Here is a 19,824-nt window from a genome sequence, read left to right as displayed (position 1 = left end):
AGAGGGGATTACCATGAGCGGAGTGCTGATTACGCCGTCCGAACTGTCCGTCCTCATGTCGTCCGAGCCCACGGTGGTCATCGACACCCGTGACACCGCGAGCTACGCGGCGGAGCACATTCCGGGGGCCGTCAACCTCAACGAGATCTTCACCTATCTCGCGACCTCCACCCCGGAAGGCCATGCGGAGCTGCGGCTGAAGTTCGCCGATGCCTTCGGCAAGGCCGGCCTTTCCGGCGCCGAAACGGCGGTGATCTACGAGCAGTCCATGGCCTCTGGCTTCGGCCAGTCCTGCCGCGGCTATTTCCTGCTCACCTTCCTCGGCTATCCGAAGATCAAGGTGCTGCACGGCGGCTTTTCGGCCTGGAGCGCCGCCGGCCTGCCGGTGAGCGCCGAGGTGCCGAGCCCCGCCCCCGCCGCCTTCCCGGTGGACGATGCGGCCGGCGAGGTGGTCATCGACGCCGCCGCCATGCTTGCCGCCGTGGCCGACCCGAAGGTGGCCAAGCTCGACGTGCGCGACGTGGACGAGTGGATCGGCGAAAGCTCCTCGCCCTATGGCAAGGACTTCTGCCCGCGCAAGGGCCGCATCCCCGGCGCCGTCTGGATCGAGTGGTACCGCATGATGAAGCCCACGGGGGAGGGCCCGCGCTTCAAGTCCGCGCCCGAGATCCTGGCCGAGTGCGCCACCGTGGGCATCTCTCCCGAAACCCCGGTCTATCTCTACTGCTTCAAGGGCGCGCGGGCGTCCAACACCTTCCTGGCCCTCAAGGAGGCGGGGGTGAAGGACGTGAAGATGTATTTCGGCTCGTGGAACGAGTGGTCGCGCGATCCAGCCCTGCCCATCGAGGAAGGGCACCCGGCCGCCGGCCTCTGAGCGCCGCGGGAGCGGCCGGCCTTGCGGCCCCGGCCGGGGCGGCGCAGCCTCGGCCGATCCCGCAGCGTCCCGATCCGCCGCGCGGCGCCCCTGCGCGGCACCGAGGCGATGCCTCCCCTCACGTCATCCAGGAGACACCCCCATGAGCGCGCCCCTCGTCATCGTCGGAGCCGGCCAGGCCGCGGCCCAGGCCATCGCCTCCCTGCGCGCGGAAGGCTTCGCCGGCGACATCGCGCTCTATGGCGACGAACCCTACCTGCCCTACCAGCGCCCGCCCCTCTCCAAGGCCTATCTGGGCGACGAGATGAGCGAAGAGCGGCTGGAGCTGAAGGCTCCCAAATTCTATGCGGAAAGCGGCGTCGAGGTGCATCTCGCCACCCGCGTCGCGCGCCTGCTGCCGGCGGAGAAGGTGCTGGAGCTGGCCGACGGCACGCGGCGGCCCTATTCCACGCTCGTGCTCGCCACCGGCACCCGCGCCCGCGACCTGCCCGTGCCGGGGGCGGACCTGCCCGGCGTCCACTCCATCCGCTCCATCGACGACGTGAAGCGCTTCCGTGCCGGAGCGGTGGCGGGCGCGCGGCTCGTCATCATCGGCGGCGGCTACATCGGGCTGGAGGTGGCCGCCAAGGCGCGCAAGCTCGGGCTGGAGGTGACGCTGGTGGAAGGCCAGCCGCGCCTGCTCGCCCGCGTCGCCTGCGCCACCATCTCCGATTTCGCGCGCGCCCTGCACGAGGGCCACGGCGTGACCCTCCTCACCGGCACGGGGGTGGCGCGCCTCGTCGGCACGGACCGGGTGAGCGGGGTCGAGCTTTCCGATGGCCGCGTGCTGCCGGCCGATCTCGTGCTCAGCGCCGTCGGCGCCGTGCCCAACACCGAGCTTGCCGCCGAAGCGGGCATTGCCCTCGACAACGGCATCAAGGTGGATGCCCAGGCGCGAACCAGCATGGCCGACGTGTATGCCATCGGCGACGTCGCCTCCTTCCCGAGTGCGCTTTATGGGCGGCGGGTGCGCCTGGAATCCGTGCAGAATGCCATCGATCAGGCAAAGGCGGCCGCGAAATCCATCGCCGGCGGCCCCGTCACCTATGATCCCGTGCCCTGGTTCTGGTCCGATCAATACGATGTGAAGCTGCAGATCGCCGGCCTGCTGGACGGCTTCACCCGCACCGAATGCGAGGGCGACATTTCCGCCGGACGCTTCAGCGTGCGGTATTTCGCGGGAGAGCGGCTGGTCGCCGTGTGCTCCGTCAACGATCCCAAGAGCCACATGCTGGCGCGCCGCGCCCTGGCCGCCCCGGCGCCGCAGGCCACCCCCGCCCCCGCCTGAGCCGACCCTGCGTCACCCGCTGGCACGCCTGTTGCGAAGCGTGCGCCGCTTTCCCGTTTCAGCCCAAGGAGATCTGTCGATGTCGATGTTCTCGAACCCGTTCTCAACGAAGTCGAAGCTGTCGGGGCGGTGCGCCTGCGGGCGCCATGAAAGCGCGGAGGCGCACCTGGCGGCCGAGCGGGCGGGGAACCTCGACGACGAAACCCGCTACCGGGAGGTGGTCGCCTCCGGCCTCATGCGCGCGCTGTTCCCGCAGGACATGAAGCGCCGCGCCTTCCTCAAGGCGGTGGGCGCCTCCACCGCTGCCGCCGCGCTCGCCACCTTCTTCCCCCTGGACGCCGCCACCGAGGCCTTCGCCGACACCGGCAAGCCGGAGAAGACCGACCTGAAGGTGGGCTTCATCCCCATCACCTGCGCCACCCCCATCATCATGGCGCACCCCATGGGCTTCTACACCAAGCACGGCCTCAACGTGGACGTGGTGAAGACCGCCGGCTGGGCCGTGATCCGCGACAAGACCATCAACAAGGAATACGACGCCGCCCACATGCTGGCGCCCATGCCGCTTGCCATCTCCCAGGGGCTCGGCTCCAACCCCATCCCGTTCGTGGCGGCGGCCATCGAGAACATCAACGGGCAGTCCTTCACCCTCGGCATCAAGCACAAGGACAAGATGGACGTGAAGTCGTGGAAGGGCATGAAGCTTGCCATTCCCTACGACTTCTCCATGCACAACTACCTGCTGCGCTATCTGCTTGCAGAAAACGGCCTCGACCCGGACACGGACGTGCAGCTGCGCGTGGTGCCGCCGCCGGAGATGGTGGCCAACCTGCGCGCCGAGAACATCGACGGCTTCCTGGCGCCCGACAACGTGGCCCAGCGCGCGGTCTATGACGGCGTGGGCTTCATCCACTCCCTGTCGAAGTCCATGTGGGACGGGCACCCCTGCTGCTCGTTCGCGGCCAGCCGCGAATTCATGGCCACCATGCCCAACACCTATGCGGCGCTGCTGCGGGCCATCGTGGACGCCACCGGCTATGCCTCCAAGGCCGAGAACCGCAAGGCCATCGCCGAGGCCATCGCCCCCGCCGCCTATCTCAACGCCCCGCCCATCGTGCTGGAGCAGGTGCTGGTGGGCAAGTATGCGAACGGCCTCGGCCAGATCAAGGACGACCCGAACCGCATCGATTTCGATCCCTTCCCGTGGGAAAGCTTCGCGGTGTGGATGCTGACCCAGATGAAGCGCTGGGGCCAGGTGAAGGGCGAGGTCGATTACCAGGGCATCGCCAACCGTGTCTTCCTCGCCACCGACGCGGCCAAGGTGATGAAGGAGATGGGCCTTACCCCGCCCACCGCCACCACCAAGAGCTTCTCGGTGATGGGCAAGGTGTTCGACCCGGCCCAGCCCGAGCAATACCTCGCCTCCTTCGCCATCAAGCGGAGCTGACGCGATGAAGAGCCTCGGCGTGCGCGCCGGCATCCTGTCGGTGATGCTGTTCCTCGCCTTCTGCCTCGCCTGGCAGATCGCCGTCACCCCGAGCGCGAGCTCGGGGCCGGCCCTCGACCCGGAATATGCGAAGCTCATGGGCATCACCACGGCCGGGGCCCAGTCCGCCATGCCGGGGCCGCTCGACGTGGCGCACAAGCTCTGGGACGCCATGAAGGACCCGTTCTACGACAACGGGCCCAACGACAAGGGGCTGGGCCTCCAGCTCCTCTATTCCATCGGCCGGGTCGCCATCGGCTACGGGCTGGCGGTGCTGGTGGCGGTGCCGCTGGGCTTCCTCATCGGCATGTCGCCTTTGGCCTATCGGGCGCTCGACCCGTTCATCCAGGTGCTCAAGCCCATCTCGCCCCTGGCCTGGATGCCGCTCGCCCTCTACACCATCAAGGACTCCAACCTCTCGGCCGTGTTCGTCATCTTCATCTGCTCGGTGTGGCCGATGCTGCTGAACACCGCGTTCGGCGTCGGCGCGGTGCGCAAGGAGTGGCTGAACGTGGCCCGCACCCTGGAGGTGGGCGCGTGGCGGCGGGCGTTCACGGTGATCCTGCCGGCGGCGGCCCCCACCATCCTCACGGGCATGCGCATCTCCATCGGCATCGCCTGGCTCGTCATCGTGGCGGCGGAGATGCTCGTGGGCGGCACCGGCATTGGCTACTTCGTGTGGAACGAGTGGAACAACCTGTCCATCTCCAACGTGATCGTCGGCATCCTGCTGATCGGCCTCGTGGGCATGGTCCTCGATCTCATCCTGGCGCGCCTCCAGCGGCGCGTGACCTTCCCGGAGTGAGCGCCATGGCCGAGACCGACGCTAAGTTCATCTCCATCGAGGGCATCGCCCGGCGCTACCCCAGGCGCGAGGGCGGAGAGACCACCATCTTCGAGAATTTGTGGCTCCAGGTGCCGCGCGGCGAGTTCGTGTGCATCATCGGCCACTCGGGATGCGGCAAGACCTCCGTGCTCAACATCCTGGCGGGGCTGGAGACACCCTCGGAGGGCGCGGTGATCGTGGACGGGCAGGCCATCTCCGGCCCCAGCCTCGACCGCGCCGTGATCTTCCAGGGCCACGCGCTGCTGCCCTGGAAGAGCGTGCTCGGCAATGTCGCCTATGCGGTCACCTCCCGCTGGCGCAAGGCGGGCAAGGCCGAGGTGGAGGAGCGCTCCCGCCGCTTCATCGAGCTCGTGGGCCTCAAGGGCAGCGAGGCGAAGAAGCCGGCCGAGCTTTCCGGCGGCATGCGCCAGCGCGTGGGCATCGCCCGCGCCCTCTCCATCGAGCCGAAGATCCTGCTCATGGACGAGCCCTTCTCGGCCCTCGACGCCCTCACCCGCGGCACGCTGCAGGACGAGGTGCGGCGCATCTGCACCTCCACCGGGCAGACCGTGGTGATGATCACCCACGACGTGGACGAGGCCATCTACCTCGCCGACCGGATCGTGCTCATGACCAACGGCCCGGAGGCCATGGTGGCCGAGGTGGTAGAGAACCCGCTGCCCAAGGACCGCGCCCGCGACAGCATCCACCGCCACGAGGACTATTACGCGGTGCGCAACCACCTGGTGGACTTCCTGGTAAGCCGCAGCCGCACCTTCCGCGACGAGAAACCCGCCGGCTACGACACCCGCCGCCCGCCCACCGTCCAGCTCGGCGGCGCCGCCCGCGCGGCGGAGGCCGCCGAGACCGCCAACACCATCCGCTTTCCCGCCGCGGCCACCGGCCGCGACTGAGGCGCGAGGCACCCGCCCGCCGACGGCCCCGCCGGCGCCGGCACATCATCCGAAATCCGACATCCAAGCATGGAGACGAAAATGAAGCGCGAGCAGCTCACCGAGAAGATCCTCGACATCAAGCGCGAAAAGGGCTGGAGCTGGAAGTATATCTGCGAGGAGATCGGCGGCATCTCGCCCATCCTCATCACCGGCGCGCTGCTGGGCCAGATGAAGCTGGTGAAGCCCCTGGCCAAGAAGGCCGCCACCCTGTTCGGCCTCTCCGAGATCGAGGAGCGGATGCTGAACGAGGTACCCATGCGCGGCACCCAGATGCCGCCCACCGACCCGCTGATCTATCGCTTCTACGAGCTGATCCTGGTGAACGGCCCGGCCATCAAGGCGCTGATCGAGGACGAGTTCGGCGACGGCATCATGTCCGCCATCGACTTCAACATGGATATCGCCCGCGAGGCCAACGAGAAGGGCGACCGCGTCGCCATCTCCATGTCCGGCAAGTTCCTGCCCTACAAGTATTATGGCGCCGAGCAGGGCATCCAGCAGCTCGGCTACAAGGAAGACTGAGGCCGGGAGAGCGGCGGCGCCCGCGCGGGCCTGCCGCTCCTCCCCCGCGCGCAGGGCGCCCCTTGTCACGACCCCCGGGATTCAAAAAAGGCCGGCCCCTCTCGGGCGCCGGCCTTTTTCACGTCAGCTGCAGCGCACGTAGACCATGGTGCCGTAGCGCTTGGCGACCTCCTGATCGACCCAGCGCAGCACCAGCACGTTGCCGTCGAAGCGCATCACCTGGCGGTCGGTCTGCGCGCCGGCGGGCTCGTCGGGCGGGCCGAGGAAGATGGGGCCGTTGCCCACCTGCTTGGACACCACCTCGGTCAGCTTGTTGTCATCGGCGAGGTACATCATGACGCCGCCGCCATTGCCGGCGGTGATGACATAGGGATTCGAGCACTGGGCCTTGGCCTGAGTCTCGGTGCGGCCGGCATCATCGGGGCGGTGGTAGGCGGCAAGACCCCAGCGGCCGACGAGGCGGTCCGGCGGAATGGGGCTGGTGAACACCGGCCTTGCGGGCGGAGGCGGCTCCGAGGGCGTGGTGCTGCAGGCAGCGAGCGTCAGCGCCAGCGCGGTGGCGGCCACCCCGGCGAGGCCGGCGCGAGGAGACTTCCCGGGGCGCGCGTTCGATCGTGCAAGCGTGATGTTCATGGGATATTCCGAGGCCTCCGCCGTCTCAACTCCGGTCCTTGCCATCGCCCACACGGGTGCCGGCCGGCGCGCCGACCATAACGGCTCATCCCCGCGGCGTCGATAATGCTTCGTGCCGGCTGCCGCCGCGCGGGGCGAACCGCCTCGCCGGCCTTCGGAAAACGACTTTACGCGGTGCCGGTTACCGGTTCGTATCCCGCCCCCGCGCGCAGCGAGTTTCAGCCGCCCGCCTTGACGGAGCGGGGAGGCGCGCTTATCTCCCCGGCGAGCTTGGCACTCCGCTTTCGAGAGTGCCAGCAGTGTAGGCAGCGGCGCGAGCCGCGGCAAATCCATGTTCCGAGAGGAATAGACCCATGTCCTTCCGTCCCCTGCACGACCGCGTGGTGGTCAAGCGCATCGAAGCCGAGCAGAAGACCGCCGGCGGCATCATCATCCCCGACACCGCCAAGGAAAAGCCCCAGGAGGGCGAGGTTGTGGCGGTTGGCGCCGGCGCCCGCGACGAGGCCGGCAAGCTCGTTCCCCTCGACGTGAAGGCCGGCGACCGCGTGCTGTTCGGCAAGTGGTCCGGCACCGAGGTCAAGATCGACGGCCAGGACCTGCTCATCATGAAGGAAAGCGACATCCTCGGCGTCATCGCCAAGTGACTCGCCCAAAGGTGATGTGACCCCTTCGGTCATTTGGAAATTCAAGTCAGGAGGCCGCAATGGCTGCCAAAGAAGTCAAGTTTTCCGCTGACGCGCGCGAGAAGCTGCTGCGCGGCGTGGATATCCTCGCCAATGCCGTGAAGGTCACGCTCGGCCCCAAGGGCCGCAACGTGGTGATCGAGAAGTCGTTCGGCGCCCCGCGCATCACCAAGGACGGCGTCTCCGTCGCCAAGGAGATCGAGCTCGAGGACAAGTTCGAGAACCTCGGCGCCCAGCTCGTGCGTGAGGTCGCCTCCAAGACCAACGACCTCGCCGGCGACGGCACCACCACCGCCACCGTGCTGGCCCAGGCCATCGTGAAGGAAGGCGCCAAGGCGGTTGCCGCCGGCATGAACCCGATGGACCTGAAGCGCGGCATCGACCTCGCGGTCGCCGCCGCCCTCAAGGACATCCAGGGCCGCGCCAAGAAGGTCTCCTCCTCCGCCGAAGTGGCGCAGGTGGGCACCATCTCCGCCAACGGTGACAGCTCCATCGGCGAGATGATCGCCGGCGCCATGCAGCGCGTGGGCAACGAGGGTGTCATCACCGTCGAGGAAGCCAAGACCGCCGACACCGAGCTCGACGTGGTCGAAGGCATGCAGTTCGACCGCGGCTACCTCTCTCCGTACTTCATCACCAATGCGGAGAAGATGATCGCCGACCTGGAAGAGCCCTACATCCTCATCTTCGAGAAGAAGCTCTCCGGCCTCCAACCGATTCTCCCGGTCCTCGAGGCCGTGGTGCAGTCCGGCCGTCCGCTGGTGATCGTCGCCGAGGACGTCGAGGGCGAGGCCCTGGCCACCCTGGTGGTGAACAAGCTGCGCGGCGGCCTGAAGGTCGCGGCGGTGAAGGCTCCCGGCTTCGGTGACCGCCGCAAGGCCATGCTGGAGGACATCGCCATCCTCACCGGCGGCCAGGTGATCTCGGAAGATCTCGGCATCAAGCTCGAGAACGTGACCCTCGCCCAGCTCGGCCGCGCCAAGAAGGTGATCCTCGAGAAGGAGAAGACCACCATCGTGGACGGCGTCGGCGAGAAGGCCGACATCGAGGCCCGCGTGGCCCAGATCAAGGCGCAGATCGAAGGCACCACCTCCGACTACGACCGTGAGAAGCTCCAGGAGCGTCTCGCCAAGCTGGCCGGCGGCGTGGCCGTGATCCGCGTGGGCGGCTCCACGGAAGTGGAAGTCAAGGAGAAGAAGGACCGCGTGGACGACGCGCTCAACGCCACCCGCGCCGCGGTGGAAGAAGGCATCGTCCCCGGCGGCGGCGTGGCCCTGCTGCGCGCCAAGAAGGCCGTCGAGGCCGTCTCCTCCGACAATGCCGACATCAAGGCCGGCATCAAGATCGTGCTGCGCGCCCTTGAGGCCCCGATCCGCCAGATCGCCGAGAACTCCGGCGTGGAAGGCTCCATCGTGGTGGGCAAGGTGCTCGAGGCGACCGATCCGAACTTCGGCTTCAACGCCCAGACCGAGGAATACGTGGACCTCGTCGCCGCCGGCGTCGTGGACCCGGCCAAGGTGGTGCGCACCGCGCTGCAGGACGCCGGCTCCGTGGCCGGCCTGCTGGTGACCACCGAGGCCCTCGTGGCCGAGCTGCCGAAGAAGGACGCGGCCCTCCCCGCCATGCCCGGCGGCGGCATGGGCGGCATGGGTGGCATGGACTTCTGAGAACGTCCTTGCCGACCGAGACTTCGAGTACCGAAGCCGGCTGGGCCGGCTTCGGTGGCGGCATGGACTTCTGATCCAGCCCCATCGGTCTGTGAAAAAAGGAAGGGCGCGGCTTCGGCCGCGCCCTTTTCTTTTGGCAGGAGGCACCCTGCCCCCGGTCCCATCCCGCCACGGGCCTTCTGGGCGCCCTGCGCGGCTTTTGAACGAAACCCGCGTGGCACCGGTCAGGAACCGGAGGTCGGTGGCCTCAGGTGCCGCAGAAGGTCTGGTAGTCCTTCATCTCCGGCGGCAGATCGGCATAAGCGGAAAAGCGCGGCTGCTCCTCGTAGGGCTTCTGGATCACGCCCAGAAGCTCCTCGAACGGAGCGAAATCGGCATTGTCCACCGCAGCCTCCAGCGCCCATTCCACCTGATGGTTGCGCGGAATGTACTTGGGGTTCACACGCTCCATGGCGGCCCGGACGGCAGCGCCCTCGCGCCCCGCCTGCGCGAGCCGCGCCCGCCAGCGCCCTGCCCAGGCGTCGAACGCCTCGCGGTCGGGGAACAGGTCGCGCGCCGGGTTGGAGCCCTCAGTGCCTTCGGCGGCCGCGCACAGGCGGCGGAAGAGGAGGGTGAAGTCCGCCTTCCCCGCTTGCATCACCTGCAGCAGCTCCAGCGCCAGCGCCACATCCTCCGTCGTGCCGGCGGAAAGGCCGATCTTCTCCAGCAGGCCCGCGTGGTACGCAGCCTCGAAGCGGCCCGGGAAGGTGCCGAGCAGCGCATTCGCCTCCTCCACCGCCGGCTCCCGCTCCGCGTTCAGCAGCGGAATGAGGCATTCGGCCAGCCGCGCGAGGTTCCAGTGGGCGATCTGCGGCTGGTTCTTAAAGGCATAGCGGCCCATGTAATCGATGGACGAGAACACCGTCGAAGGGTGGTACGCATCCATGAAGGCGCACGGGCCATAGTCTATCGTTTCACCAACGATGGACATGTTGTCGGTGTTCATCACCCCGTGGATGAAGCCGATGAGCTGCCAGCGGGCCACCAGCGCCGCCTGGCGCTCCATCACCTTCTCCAACAGCCCGGCATAGGGCCGCGCGGTGGCGGCGACCTCGGGGTAGTGGCGGGCGATGGCATAGTCGGCGAGCGTGCGCAGCCCTTCCACATCCTTGCGCGCGGCGAAGAACTGGAAGGTGCCGATGCGGATATGGCTCGCCGCCACGCGCGTGAGCACCGCGCCCGGCAGGGCCCGTTCGCGCCACACCGGCTCGCCGGTGGTGACGGCCGCGAGCGTGCGGGTGGTGGGCACGCCGAGTGCCGCCATGGCCTCGCTCACGATATATTCGCGCAGCACCGGGCCGAGGGCCGCGCGCCCGTCGCCGCGGCGGGAGAAGGCGGTGGGGCCCGCACCCTTGAGCTGGATGTCGCGCCGCCGCCCCGCCCGGTCGATGACCTCGCCGAGCAGGATGGCGCGCCCGTCGCCGAGCTGCGGCACGAACTGGCCGAACTGGTGCCCCGCATAGGCGAGCGCGATGGGGGTTGCCCCCTCGGGCACCCGCACGCCCGCGAACATCTCCACCGCCTCGGGGGTGGCAAGAGCGGCGGGGTCGAGCCCCAGTTCCTCGGCCAAAGCGGTATTGAGCTTCACGAGGCGCGGCGCCGCCACAGGTGTCGGTAGGGCCGGGGCGAAGAAGCTCTCGGGCAGGCGGGCATAGGAATTGTCGAACGGAATGCGGAGCGTCGGGGACGCGTCGATGAGCGTGGACATGGCAATATGTTCTCCCCCGGGGGAAAATTGGGGCAGCCCCGGGACCTGGAGAAGAGGGTGATCGCTTCCGCCGGGCGTGTCCAGCCGCCCCCTTTTCATCGGCGTCCGGTCGAGGTCGATGCCGCGCGGGGGCTTGCCCCGAAGGCCCCGCAGGTCAAGGCCCGCAGAGCCTCGGCATCAGTAGCGGAGCGCGCGCAAGCCTACCGCGCCGCCGTCCGCGTCATAGAGATAGTCGTAGGCATTCAGGAAGCGCACGGAGGTGTTGAGGAAGGCCGGCTTGCCGGCATGCGGCACCACGACCACCTCTGTCGGCGCCACCGGATTCATCCAGTCACCCACCGCGTAGCCGTAGTGCGGCGCGGCGGCGCCGGGCCCCGGCACCACATCCACGCGCGTGCCATCGGCGAGCCGGGGTGCGCCATCGGGCGCGAGCAGGCCCGCGAACTGAGCCTCCGGCACGGTGAGGAAGCTGCGCACCACGCCCGTGTCCACCAGCATGGTGCCGCAGGCTGGCGGGGTGCGGCCGGCAAGGGAATAGCAGGCTGGCGCCGCCCGCCACTCTCCGGGGATCTCGCCCGGCGCCAGCGCCACGCGGGTGAAGCCCGCGCCATCGGCAGGCGAAAGGCCCACCTGCACGCCCGCGCGCGTGACGATGTAGCCGCGCCCCAGCGGCCCGGCCGGGCCGCCCGGCGCGCCCATGCCCGGCAGGTTCAGGAAGGGGTTCTTTTCCGGCGTGCCACCGCTCTGGCGGTCGCTCTCGCGGGCAAAGCCCACCCCCAGCATGGAAACGTGCTCCGGCGCCGTGCTGGGCTCGCAGTCCCGCGCGGCCATCAGGCATTCGATGCCGGTGACGGCCAGCACCGGCATCGGCCGGGTGGTGAGGCTGGCGCCGTCCGCACCGGTGATCGTGACCGCCGCTTCCACATAGCGCCCCACCATCACGCGGCCGGAGCTGGTGTAGGTGAGCTTGCCCGGCCCCAGGTCCGGCAGGGATTGCCAGCCGGGAATGGCGCTCGCGGAGATGACGATGCCGGTGGAGCCGGTGTCCATCACCGCCCGGCGCCGGCCGCCATTGATGGAGATGCCGAGCAGCGGGCTGCGCAGCAGAGGCTCGCCGTCCGGCGGCGCGTTCAGGTAACGCAGCGCAACCGGCCGGGCTGTGCCTTCCGCGCTGCCGGGTGAGGCGGCATGAGCCGGAAGGGAGCCTCCCCAGAAGGCGCTTCCCGCTGCTGCGAGCGCCACCAATGCCCGCGCGAGCGGCCGGGCCATGAACGGAAAGCGAATGAAGGCCATAGGTTCCCCCTCGCCGAATGGTCGCGCCGGCGGCGCAGGCGGCATCAAAGCATGCGCCGCGCTTGGCGCGCCGTGGCGTGATACCGCAGGGGACAGCCGCGAACACCGCCGCCGGGCGCGTTGCCGCCACGCCGCGATGCTGCTTGTCTGGGCCGGCGGCGTGCCCCCTTTCCGGCAGCCGCGCCCCGTCGCGAGCGAGGATGCCATGCGCAGCGAGATCACCGGCACCACTCTTCCCGTCGTCACCTTCACCCTGGAACCGGGAGAAGGCGTGCTTGCCGAGCCCGACCGCCTCTCCTGGATGACGCCCAACGTCTCCATGCGCACCACCGCCGCCACCGGCGGGGCGAGCGGCCTCTTTTCCGCCATCGGCCGCGCCATCTCGGGCGGCGGCCTGTTCATGACCGAGTTCATGGCGGAGGGCGGCGAGGGGCTGGCGGCCTTCGCCGCCACCGTGCCCGGCAACATCATCGAGGCGAAGGTGGCGCCCGGCCGCGGGTTCCTCATCCACCGGCACGGCTTTCTCGCGGGCTCGCTGGGGCTCTCGCTCGCTATTGGGGTGCAGCAGTCCCTGGGCGCCGGGGTATTCGGGGGCAATGGTTTCGTGCTCCAGCATCTCACCGGCTCGGGCAGCGCCTTCGTGGAGCTGGGCGGGGAAATCGTGAGCTACACCCTGCAGGCGGGCCAGGAGCTGCTGGTGCATCCCGGCCACGTGGGCATGTTCGAGGAAAGCGTGTCGTTCGAGATCACCACCATTTCCGGTGTGAAGAACGCGCTGTTCGGCGGCGACGGGCTATTCCTGGCGCGCCTTCGCGGCCCCGGCAACGTGTGGCTGCAGACCCTCACGCCCGCCAAGCTCGCCCACGCGCTCGCGCCCTACCTGCCCACGCAGCGGCAGTGAGACGACCGTCCCGGCCCCTCCACAGGGGGCCGGGGCTGCCGCCCACGCCCGGCCTCAGGCCGGCTTGGCAGCCTCGCCTTTGGTCAGGTCATCCACCGTGGCGCCGGCGGCGTTCTTCTTGATGGATTCGATGGCGTCGAGGGCCGAGGCCCGGGCCTTGTAGCCCTCGGAAGAGAACATGATCTCCCCGTTGGACGCCTTGTAGCGGAAGCGGAACTCGCCCGCCTTGTCCTTGAAGACCTCGAACTTCGCCATGGCTCGTTCTCCCGGTCGGCGGCATGGGCCGCGCCGGGGCGAAGGGTGCGATGATTCGCCCCCTCGCGCCATGCGTGCGAAGGGATTTACTCGTCCATCTTCAGCGCGGCGATGAAGGCTTCCTGCGGAATCTCCACCTTGCCGAACTGGCGCATCTTCTTCTTGCCTTCCTTCTGCTTGTCCAGAAGCTTGCGCTTGCGCGTGATGTCGCCGCCGTAGCACTTGGCGGTCACGTCCTTACGCAGGGCCTTGATGGTCTCGCGGGCGATGATCTTGGCGCCGATGGCCGCCTGGATCGGGATGTTGAAGAGGTGCTGGGGAATGAGGTCCTTCAGCTTCTCGCACATCACGCGGCCGCGAGCCTCGGCGCGGGTGCGGTGCACCAGCATGGACAGCGCGTCCACCGGCTCGGCATTCACCAGGATCGACATCTTCACGAGGTCGCCGACCCGATATTCAGTGATCTGATAGTCGAACGAGGCATAGCCCTTGGAGATGGACTTCAGCCGGTCATAGAAATCGAACACCACTTCGTTCAGCGGCAGGTCATAGGTCACCATGGCCCGCGCGCCCACATAGGTGAGCTCGATCTGGTTGCCGCGCCGGTCCTGGCACAGCTTCAGCACCGCGCCCAGATAGTCGTCGGGCGTGAGGATGGTGGCGCGAATCCACGGCTCGCGGATCTCCTCGATCTTCACCACGTCCGGCATGTCGGCCGGATTGTGCAGGTCGAGCACCGAACCGTCGGTCATCTGGATCTCGTAGATGACCGAAGGCGCCGTTGCGATGAGGTCGAGGTTGAATTCACGCTCCAGCCGCTCCTGGATGATCTCCAGGTGCAGGAGCCCGAGGAAGCCGCAGCGGAAGCCGAAGCCGAGCGCAGCGGAGGTCTCCATCTCATAGGAGAAACTGGCGTCGTTCAGGCGCAGCTTGCCCATGGCCGCGCGCAGATCCTCGAAATCCGCCGCATCCACCGGGAACAGGCCGCAGAACACCACCGGCTGGGCCGGTTTGAAGCCCGGCAGCGCCTCCGCGCAAGGGCGCTTCTCTTCCGTGATGGTATCGCCGACGCGGGTGTCCGCCACTTCCTTGATGGAGCCGGTGAGGAAGCCGATCTCGCCCGGACCAAGCTCGGTCATGGCCACCATCTTGGGGGTGAACACGCCCACGCGGTCCACGTCGTAGGCCGCGCCCGAGCCCATCATCTTGATGCGCTGGCCCTTCTTCAGCACGCCATCGACGATGCGCACCAGCACCACCACGCCGAGATAGGTGTCGTACCAGCTGTCCACCAGCAGCGCCTTCAGGGGCGCGTCGCGGTCACCCATGGGCGCCGGCAGGCGGGTGACGATGGCCTCCAGCACCTGATCGACATTGAGCCCGGTCTTGGCGGAGATGCCGATGGCGTTGGAAGCGTCGAGGCCGATCACGTCCTCGATCTGCGCCTTCACCTTCTCCGGCTCGGCGGCGGGCAGGTCCACCTTGTTGAGGACCGGCACGATCTCGTGGTTGTTGTCGATGGCCTGGTAGACGTTGGCGAGGGTCTGCGCCTCCACGCCCTGGGAGGCGTCCACCACCAGCAGCGAGCCTTCCACGGCGGCGAGCGAGCGGTTCACCTCATAGGCAAAGTCCACGTGCCCGGGGGTGTCGATGAGGTTCAGCGTGTAGGTCTCGCCATCATGCGCCTTATAGGAGAGGCGGACCGTCTGCGCCTTGATGGTGATGCCGCGCTCGCGCTCGATGTCCATGTTGTCGAGCACCTGATCCGTCATCTCGCGCTCGGAGAGCCCGCCGGTGATCTGGATCAGGCGGTCGGCGAGGGTCGACTTCCCATGGTCGATGTGGGCGACGATGGAAAAGTTGCGGATGTTCTTCTGGGCGCTGGCGGTCATCCGCGCCGCATAGCACCGGCGTGCGGAGCCCACAAGGCGCCGCGCGCGGCGTCAGGTGCCCACCGCCCCTCGCGCCGCGAGAAACCACCGCCAAGCTCTCGCCGCACGCCCTTCGCCGTCTACGCAGTTTCCCCGAATTGTTCGCACCCGCCTTGGGGCGAAATATTTGCGCCAGATCAAAACGAGCTTCGGCGTGAGGTTCGTTCGCGTTTTGCAGATCGATCATTTTGTTGCGTGGAGGTTCATCGTGCCCATTGCCCAGAGCGCGGAAGAGGCCGCCGAAGCCGAAGGCCCGCTGGCCTTCTTCAAGGCCCAGCACAGCGGCTTCCTCGAAACCTTCACCACCCACCGGGCCCGGCCCGACCTTCTTGATCGCCTGTGGATGCAGGCTTTCAGCAGCTTCGAGCGCAATGTGGAAGATCAGACGCGCGAGCTACCCCAGCTCGCCTGCCGCAAAGGCTGCGGCACCTGCTGCCAGATCCTGGTGGCCGCCACCGCCCCCGAGGTGCTGATGGTGGCCCGCTACGTGCGCGGCATGGCATCCGGCTTCAAGACCGTGGGTATCGATCTGGTTGGCCGCCTCTACGGCGCCGCCGATTTCGTGGAACCCTCCGGCAACGTGCGGCCGATGGCGCTGGTGCGCGAGTGCCCGTTCCTGGCCGAGGGCATCTGCGTGGTGTACCCGGTGCGCCCCCTCGCCTGCCGCGGGCATGCCTCGTTCAACGAGGAAGCCTGCGTCTCCGCCCTCGAGGGCGGGCTCGACAACGTGCCCGTCTCGGAGCCGCACCGCACCGTGCGCGGGCTGGTGCAGAACGCCCTGCAGTCCGCCATGCGCGACGCCGGCTTCGCCTGGGGCCTCTATGATCTGGTGGCGGCGCTGAAGATCGCCCTCGCCCGCCCCGATTGCGAGGCCGAGTTCGCGGCCGGCGGAGACCCGTTCGCGGCGGTGGCGCTGGATGTGGTGAGCCGCGAGGAGATGGCCTCGACCTTCGACCGGCTCAAGAACTGAGCGCGCGGGGCGCCCGCAGCTCGCCCTTGACCCCGGCCACGGAAGGTCGCACCACAGGGGCGAACCCTGGACGAGCCATGCGCATCCGCCGCCACCTTCCGATTCTCGCCCTGGCCGGGCTGCTGGCCGCGCCATTCGCCCCCGCGCCGCTCGGCGCCGTGCGGCCCGCGGCCGCCGCGCCCACGGCCGAGGGGGCAGCCCCGCCCTATGACGACGACCTGCTGCGGCTCGCCGAGATCCTCGGCGGCCTGCATTACCTGCGCCCCCTGTGCGGCGCCGGCGCGGAAGCCCAGCGCTGGCGCGACGAGATGGCGACCCTCATCGAGACCGAGCAGCCCTCGGAGGCACGCAAGGGCAAGCTGATCGCCTCCTTCAACCGGGGCTATTCCAGCTTTGCCCAGGTCTACCGCGACTGCACGCCGGCCGCGCGCGCGGCCGTGGAGCGCCAGCTGGAGGAAGGCGCGCGCCTCGCCCACGAGATCGTGGTGCGCTACGGCGGCAACTGATTAACGGCCCCGGCAACCGTTAACCTTTTGGTTAGAATTGGCATTCACATGCCGCGCACCGTGGTAATGTCTTCCTGTCGCCGCCAGCGCGCGGCCGGAGGCCAAGACGTGTCCACACTGCCGAACTTAGCCATCGACCTTCCCGATATTTCGGACATGGCGGCGGACGATCGCCACGCGGCTCTCACTTATCTGAACGACGCCTGGGTGGAGGCGGTGCGCGACGGCCTGGAAGAGGATTGCCTCGTTCAGGCGGCGCTGTTCACGGCCCTGCGGAACCTTGTGGCCAATTATGGCGAGGAGGCCTGCGCCGAGTTCGTCGAGCGCGTTTCCGAGCGTGTGCGCGCGGGCGAATACACCGTGCCGCCCAACCGTCACTGAGGCCGCCGGCCTCCGCCCTCCCCCTCGCGGGAGCAGCGCGGCCCTTCGAGATTTTGTTTCGAGTTTGAGGAACGCTTCCACCTGGGCGGATCGGCGCATAGCCGGTCCGCCCTCTTTTTTTTTGCGCGCCACGGCCGCGCCGCGCCGGAAACGAAACCGGCGCCCCTAGGGGCGCCGGCCGGATTTGCTCGCGGATTACGGAGGCGCGGCCTCAGGCCGCCGCGTCGCGCTTGTTCTGGCGATTGCTGATGAGATCCTCCACCACCGTCGGGTCGGCGAGGGTCGAGGTGTCGCCCAGGCTCTCGAACTGGTCCTCGGCGATCTTGCGCAGGATGCGGCGCATGATCTTGCCCGAGCGGGTCTTGGGCAGGCCCGGCGCAAACTGGATCAGGTCGGGCGAGGCGATGGGGCCGATCTCGCGGCGCACCCAGCCCACCAGCTCCTTGCGCAGCTCCTCGGTCGGCTCCACGCCGTCCATCAGGGTCACATAGGCGTAGATGCCCTGGCCCTTGATGTCGTGCGGGAAGCCCACCACGGCCGCCTCGGACACCTTCGGATGGGCGACGAGGGCGCTTTCCACCTCCGCCGTACCCATGCGATGGCCGGAGACGTTGATGACGTCGTCCACGCGGCCGGTGATCCAGTAATAGCCGTCCTCGTCGCGGCGGCAGCCGTCGCCGGTGAAGTACTTGCCGGGATAGGTGGAGAAGTAGGTCTGCTCGAAGCGCTCATGGTCGCCGTAGACCGTACGCATCTGGCCCGGCCACGAGTCGGCGATCACGAGGTTGCCTTCGCAGGCTCCGGTGAGCACCTTGCCCTCGGCATCCACCACTTCAGGCAGCACGCCGAAGAAGGGGCGGGTGGCCGAGCCGGGCTTCAGCTTGGTGGCGCCGGGCAGCGGGGTGATGAGGATGCCTCCGGTTTCCGTCTGCCACCAGGTATCGACGATGGGGCAGCGCTCGTCACCCACCACGCGGTGATACCACTCCCAGGCCTCGGGATTGATGGGCTCGCCCACCGAGCCGAGCAGGCGCAGGGAGGCGCGCGAGGTCTTCTTCACCGGCTCCTCGCCGCCCTGCATCAGCGAGCGGATGGCGGTGGGCGCGGTGTAGAAAATGGTGACCTTGTGCTTGTCGATCACTTCCCAGAAACGGGAGGTGTTGGGATAGTTGGGCACGCCCTCGAACATCAGCGTGGTGGCGCCGTTCGCGAGCGGGCCGTAGACGATGTAGGAATGGCCGGTCACCCAGCCCACGTCGGCCGTGCACCAGTAAACGTCGCCGTCGTGATAGTCGAAGATGTACTGATGCGTCATGGACGCATAGACCAGATAGCCGCCGGTGGTGTGCAGCACGCCCTTCGGCTTGCCGGTGGAACCGGACGTGTAGAGGATGAACAGCGGGTCTTCTGCGTGCATGTGCGCGGGCGGGCACTCGTCCGTCACCTGCGCGGCGGCATCATCGTAATAGACATCGCGGCCGGGGGTCATGTCCACCTTGCCGCCGGTGCGGCGCACCACGATCACGTGGTCGACGCTGTCGCCGCCGATCTGGTTGATGGCCGCGTCCACATTGGCCTTCAGCGGCACCTTGCGGCCGCCGCGCAGGCCCTCGTCGGCGGTGATGATGACCTTGGAGCCGCAGTCCGAGACGCGGCCCGCGAGGCTGTCCGGGGAGAAGCCGCCGAACACGATGGAATGGACCGCACCGAGCCGCGCGCAGGCGAGCATAGCATAGGCGGCCTCGGGGATCATCGGCAGGTAGATGGTGACGCGGTCACCCTTCTCCACGCCGCGGTTGCGCAGCACGTTGGCGAGCTTGTTCACCTCGCTGGAGAGCTCGCGATAGGTGATGACCTTCGATTCGTCCGGGCTGTCGCCTTCCCAGATGATGGCGGGCTGGTCGCCGCGCGTCTCGAGGTGGCGATCGACGCAGTTATAGGAAACGTTGGTGATGCCGTCCTCGAACCACTTGATGGAGACGTGGCCGGGATCGAACGAGGTGTTCTTCACCTTGGTGTAGGGGTGGAACCAGTCGATTCGCTTGCCATGCTCGCCCCAGAAGGTGTTCGGGTCCTCAACGGAGGCGGCATACATGGCATTGTAGCGGGCATCGTCCACATAAGCCTTCTCGGCCCAGACGGACGGCACATCATAGACTTTATCGGACATGGCTCTTGCCTCCCTTCAGCGGGCCGGCCGGCCCGCAACCTTGGTTATTTCCACCGCCTGCGCTTCGCCGTGAGCACGGACCGGAGCGCCTGCAATCTTTGGTTATCGGCGATTTGGGCTCGCCATTATTTGGCGGGATTATGCTGGCCTCCATCCCGCTCCACAAGGCACCCGGAAGCCCGACTTTGGGTGCATATCCTTCTCGCCGAGCCGTGCGCCTCGCCGCATGGAACGCCCCCTGCGGCCTCCCGGCCGATTTCCCCGCCGGTGCTAGCGCCCTATAACGACATTCATGTGGAGGTAGCGCGGCGATGGATCTGTGGACACGATTCCTGCTTCTGCTGGCAGGGCTCATGGGCGCGTGCGGCGTCGCGGCGGCGGCCGTCTCGGCCCATGTGGCCGGCGGCTCCATGCTGGAGACCGCCGCCTATTTCCTGATCCTGCACGCCGCCGCCGTGGGCGGGCTGGTCGCCCTGGCGCTCCAGGTCGGCCGGGGCGGGGCAGCGCTGCGCATCGGCGCATCGGCGCTGGTCTTGGGCGCCCTGCTGTTCTGTGGGGATCTTTCCTCCCGCGCTCTGCTGGAGGCGAAACTGCTCGGCGGCAGCGCGCCATTCGGCGGCAGCCTCATGATCGCCGGTTGGCTGGTGGTGGCGGGCTCCGCGCTGGTGGCGCGCCGCGCCTGAGTCCCGAATTGGT

Annotated in this window: 19 protein-coding genes; 13 read left to right on the top strand and 6 right to left on the bottom strand. The window is 68.2% G+C overall.

Annotation, left to right across the window (positions count from 1 at the left end):
* Positions 1–13 precede the first annotated feature (13 nt).
* From V5F61_RS03295 to cynS, 6 genes are all read left to right on the top strand, one after another.
* Positions 14–874, top strand: a complete 861-nt coding sequence (locus V5F61_RS03295) for a sulfurtransferase (protein ID WP_393987334.1) — start codon at positions 14–16, stop codon at positions 872–874.
* 142 nt (positions 875–1,016) lie between these two features.
* Positions 1,017–2,201, top strand: a complete 1,185-nt coding sequence (locus V5F61_RS03290) for an NAD(P)/FAD-dependent oxidoreductase (RefSeq protein WP_393987333.1) — start codon at positions 1,017–1,019, stop codon at positions 2,199–2,201.
* A gap of 79 nt (positions 2,202–2,280) precedes the next feature.
* A complete protein-coding gene (locus V5F61_RS03285) occupies positions 2,281–3,648 on the top strand; it encodes a CmpA/NrtA family ABC transporter substrate-binding protein (RefSeq protein WP_393987332.1) in 1,368 nt (455 codons plus the stop codon).
* Between the two features lie 4 nt (positions 3,649–3,652).
* Entirely contained in the window at positions 3,653–4,492 is an 840-nt protein-coding gene (ntrB, locus tag V5F61_RS03280) for a nitrate ABC transporter permease (RefSeq protein WP_393987331.1), read from the top strand.
* A 5-nt stretch (positions 4,493–4,497) separates the two neighbouring features.
* Positions 4,498–5,427, top strand: coding sequence for an ABC transporter ATP-binding protein (locus V5F61_RS03275; RefSeq protein WP_393987330.1), 930 nt, complete (start codon positions 4,498–4,500; stop codon positions 5,425–5,427).
* Positions 5,428–5,508: 81 nt separating this feature from the next.
* Entirely contained in the window at positions 5,509–5,991 is a 483-nt protein-coding gene (gene cynS, locus V5F61_RS03270; RefSeq protein ID WP_393987329.1) for a cyanase, read from the top strand.
* Between the two features lie 123 nt (positions 5,992–6,114).
* Here cynS and V5F61_RS03265 read toward each other — a convergent pair whose 3' ends face one another.
* Positions 6,115–6,624 carry a hypothetical protein gene (locus V5F61_RS03265; RefSeq protein WP_393987328.1) on the bottom strand — a complete coding sequence of 170 codons (510 nt, stop codon included), beginning with the start codon at positions 6,622–6,624 and terminating at the stop codon, positions 6,115–6,117.
* Between the two features lie 353 nt (positions 6,625–6,977).
* On the opposite strand from V5F61_RS03265, the gene groES reads away from it, so the two are divergent.
* Both groES and groL read left to right on the top strand, forming a co-directional pair.
* Positions 6,978–7,268: a co-chaperone GroES gene (gene groES / locus V5F61_RS03260; RefSeq protein ID WP_393987327.1), complete on the top strand. Its 291-nt coding sequence runs from the start codon at positions 6,978–6,980 to the stop codon at positions 7,266–7,268.
* Positions 7,269–7,327: 59 nt separating this feature from the next.
* Positions 7,328–8,974 (top strand): chaperonin GroEL, encoded by a 1,647-nt coding sequence (gene groL, locus V5F61_RS03255; RefSeq protein WP_393987326.1) that lies wholly within the window; start codon positions 7,328–7,330, stop codon positions 8,972–8,974.
* Positions 8,975–9,221: 247 nt separating this feature from the next.
* Here the strand turns inward: groL and V5F61_RS03250 are convergent, their stop codons facing one another.
* Positions 9,222–10,721: a protein adenylyltransferase SelO gene (locus V5F61_RS03250; protein WP_393987325.1), complete on the bottom strand. Its 1,500-nt coding sequence runs from the start codon at positions 10,719–10,721 to the stop codon at positions 9,222–9,224.
* 177 nt (positions 10,722–10,898) lie between these two features.
* Positions 10,899–12,014: a pepsin/retropepsin-like aspartic protease family protein gene (locus tag V5F61_RS03245; protein WP_393987324.1), complete on the bottom strand. Its 1,116-nt coding sequence runs from the start codon at positions 12,012–12,014 to the stop codon at positions 10,899–10,901.
* Positions 12,015–12,219: 205 nt separating this feature from the next.
* Here V5F61_RS03245 and V5F61_RS03240 point away from each other — a divergent pair, with 205 nt between their 5' ends.
* Positions 12,220–12,915: a TIGR00266 family protein gene (locus tag V5F61_RS03240; RefSeq protein WP_393987323.1), complete on the top strand. Its 696-nt coding sequence runs from the start codon at positions 12,220–12,222 to the stop codon at positions 12,913–12,915.
* A 54-nt stretch (positions 12,916–12,969) separates the two neighbouring features.
* Here V5F61_RS03240 and V5F61_RS03235 read toward each other — a convergent pair whose 3' ends face one another.
* Together V5F61_RS03235 and lepA are read right to left on the bottom strand one after the other, a co-directional pair.
* Complete coding sequence (locus V5F61_RS03235) at positions 12,970–13,170, bottom strand: YegP family protein (RefSeq protein ID WP_393987322.1); 201 nt, start codon at positions 13,168–13,170, stop codon at positions 12,970–12,972.
* A gap of 86 nt (positions 13,171–13,256) precedes the next feature.
* A complete protein-coding gene (gene lepA, locus V5F61_RS03230; RefSeq protein WP_393987321.1) occupies positions 13,257–15,062 on the bottom strand; it encodes a translation elongation factor 4 in 1,806 nt (601 codons plus the stop codon).
* A 247-nt stretch (positions 15,063–15,309) separates the two neighbouring features.
* Here lepA and V5F61_RS03225 point away from each other — a divergent pair, with 247 nt between their 5' ends.
* The 3 genes from V5F61_RS03225 to V5F61_RS03215 all read left to right on the top strand — a co-directional run bounded on the left by V5F61_RS03225 (position 15,310) and on the right by V5F61_RS03215 (position 16,958).
* Complete coding sequence (locus V5F61_RS03225) at positions 15,310–16,071, top strand: YkgJ family cysteine cluster protein (RefSeq protein ID WP_393987320.1); 762 nt, start codon at positions 15,310–15,312, stop codon at positions 16,069–16,071.
* 77 nt (positions 16,072–16,148) lie between these two features.
* Entirely contained in the window at positions 16,149–16,577 is a 429-nt protein-coding gene (locus tag V5F61_RS03220; protein WP_393987319.1) for a TIGR02301 family protein, read from the top strand.
* A 108-nt stretch (positions 16,578–16,685) separates the two neighbouring features.
* Positions 16,686–16,958, top strand: coding sequence for a hypothetical protein (locus V5F61_RS03215; protein WP_393987318.1), 273 nt, complete (start codon positions 16,686–16,688; stop codon positions 16,956–16,958).
* Between the two features lie 211 nt (positions 16,959–17,169).
* Here the strand turns inward: V5F61_RS03215 and acs are convergent, their stop codons facing one another.
* Positions 17,170–19,128: an acetate--CoA ligase gene (gene acs, locus V5F61_RS03210; RefSeq protein ID WP_393987317.1), complete on the bottom strand. Its 1,959-nt coding sequence runs from the start codon at positions 19,126–19,128 to the stop codon at positions 17,170–17,172.
* Positions 19,129–19,439: 311 nt separating this feature from the next.
* On the opposite strand from acs, the gene V5F61_RS03205 reads away from it, so the two are divergent.
* Positions 19,440–19,811: a DUF423 domain-containing protein gene (locus V5F61_RS03205; RefSeq protein WP_393987316.1), complete on the top strand. Its 372-nt coding sequence runs from the start codon at positions 19,440–19,442 to the stop codon at positions 19,809–19,811.
* Positions 19,812–19,824 lie beyond the last annotated feature (13 nt).

Source organism: Xanthobacter sediminis (assembly GCF_043195015.1).
In the GTDB taxonomy this organism is placed as follows: domain Bacteria; phylum Pseudomonadota; class Alphaproteobacteria; order Rhizobiales; family Xanthobacteraceae; genus Xanthobacter.
Note: the sequence above shows the minus strand (reverse complement) of the source record. Positions and strands in the feature narration are given on the sequence as shown.

Bases quoted from the DNA above. Each gene is read 5' to 3' on its own strand.
- V5F61_RS03295 (WP_393987334.1), top strand. From the start codon at position 14: ATGAGCGGAGTGCTGATTACGCCGTCCGAACTGTCCGTCCTCATGTCG.
- V5F61_RS03290 (WP_393987333.1), top strand. From the start codon at position 1,017: ATGAGCGCGCCCCTCGTCATCGTCGGAGCCGGCCAGGCCGCGGCCCAG.
- V5F61_RS03285 (WP_393987332.1), top strand. From the start codon at position 2,281: ATGTCGATGTTCTCGAACCCGTTCTCAACGAAGTCGAAGCTGTCGGGG.
- ntrB (WP_393987331.1), top strand. From the start codon at position 3,653: ATGAAGAGCCTCGGCGTGCGCGCCGGCATCCTGTCGGTGATGCTGTTC.
- V5F61_RS03275 (WP_393987330.1), top strand. From the start codon at position 4,498: ATGGCCGAGACCGACGCTAAGTTCATCTCCATCGAGGGCATCGCCCGG.
- cynS (WP_393987329.1), top strand. From the start codon at position 5,509: ATGAAGCGCGAGCAGCTCACCGAGAAGATCCTCGACATCAAGCGCGAA.
- V5F61_RS03265 (WP_393987328.1), bottom strand. From the start codon at position 6,624: ATGAACATCACGCTTGCACGATCGAACGCGCGCCCCGGGAAGTCTCCT.
- groES (WP_393987327.1), top strand. From the start codon at position 6,978: ATGTCCTTCCGTCCCCTGCACGACCGCGTGGTGGTCAAGCGCATCGAA.
- groL (WP_393987326.1), top strand. From the start codon at position 7,328: ATGGCTGCCAAAGAAGTCAAGTTTTCCGCTGACGCGCGCGAGAAGCTG.
- V5F61_RS03250 (WP_393987325.1), bottom strand. From the start codon at position 10,721: ATGTCCACGCTCATCGACGCGTCCCCGACGCTCCGCATTCCGTTCGAC.
- V5F61_RS03245 (WP_393987324.1), bottom strand. From the start codon at position 12,014: ATGGCCTTCATTCGCTTTCCGTTCATGGCCCGGCCGCTCGCGCGGGCA.
- V5F61_RS03240 (WP_393987323.1), top strand. From the start codon at position 12,220: ATGCGCAGCGAGATCACCGGCACCACTCTTCCCGTCGTCACCTTCACC.
- V5F61_RS03235 (WP_393987322.1), bottom strand. From the start codon at position 13,170: ATGGCGAAGTTCGAGGTCTTCAAGGACAAGGCGGGCGAGTTCCGCTTC.
- lepA (WP_393987321.1), bottom strand. From the start codon at position 15,062: ATGACCGCCAGCGCCCAGAAGAACATCCGCAACTTTTCCATCGTCGCC.
- V5F61_RS03220 (WP_393987319.1), top strand. From the start codon at position 16,149: ATGCGCATCCGCCGCCACCTTCCGATTCTCGCCCTGGCCGGGCTGCTG.
- acs (WP_393987317.1), bottom strand. From the start codon at position 19,128: ATGTCCGATAAAGTCTATGATGTGCCGTCCGTCTGGGCCGAGAAGGCT.
- V5F61_RS03205 (WP_393987316.1), top strand. From the start codon at position 19,440: ATGGATCTGTGGACACGATTCCTGCTTCTGCTGGCAGGGCTCATGGGC.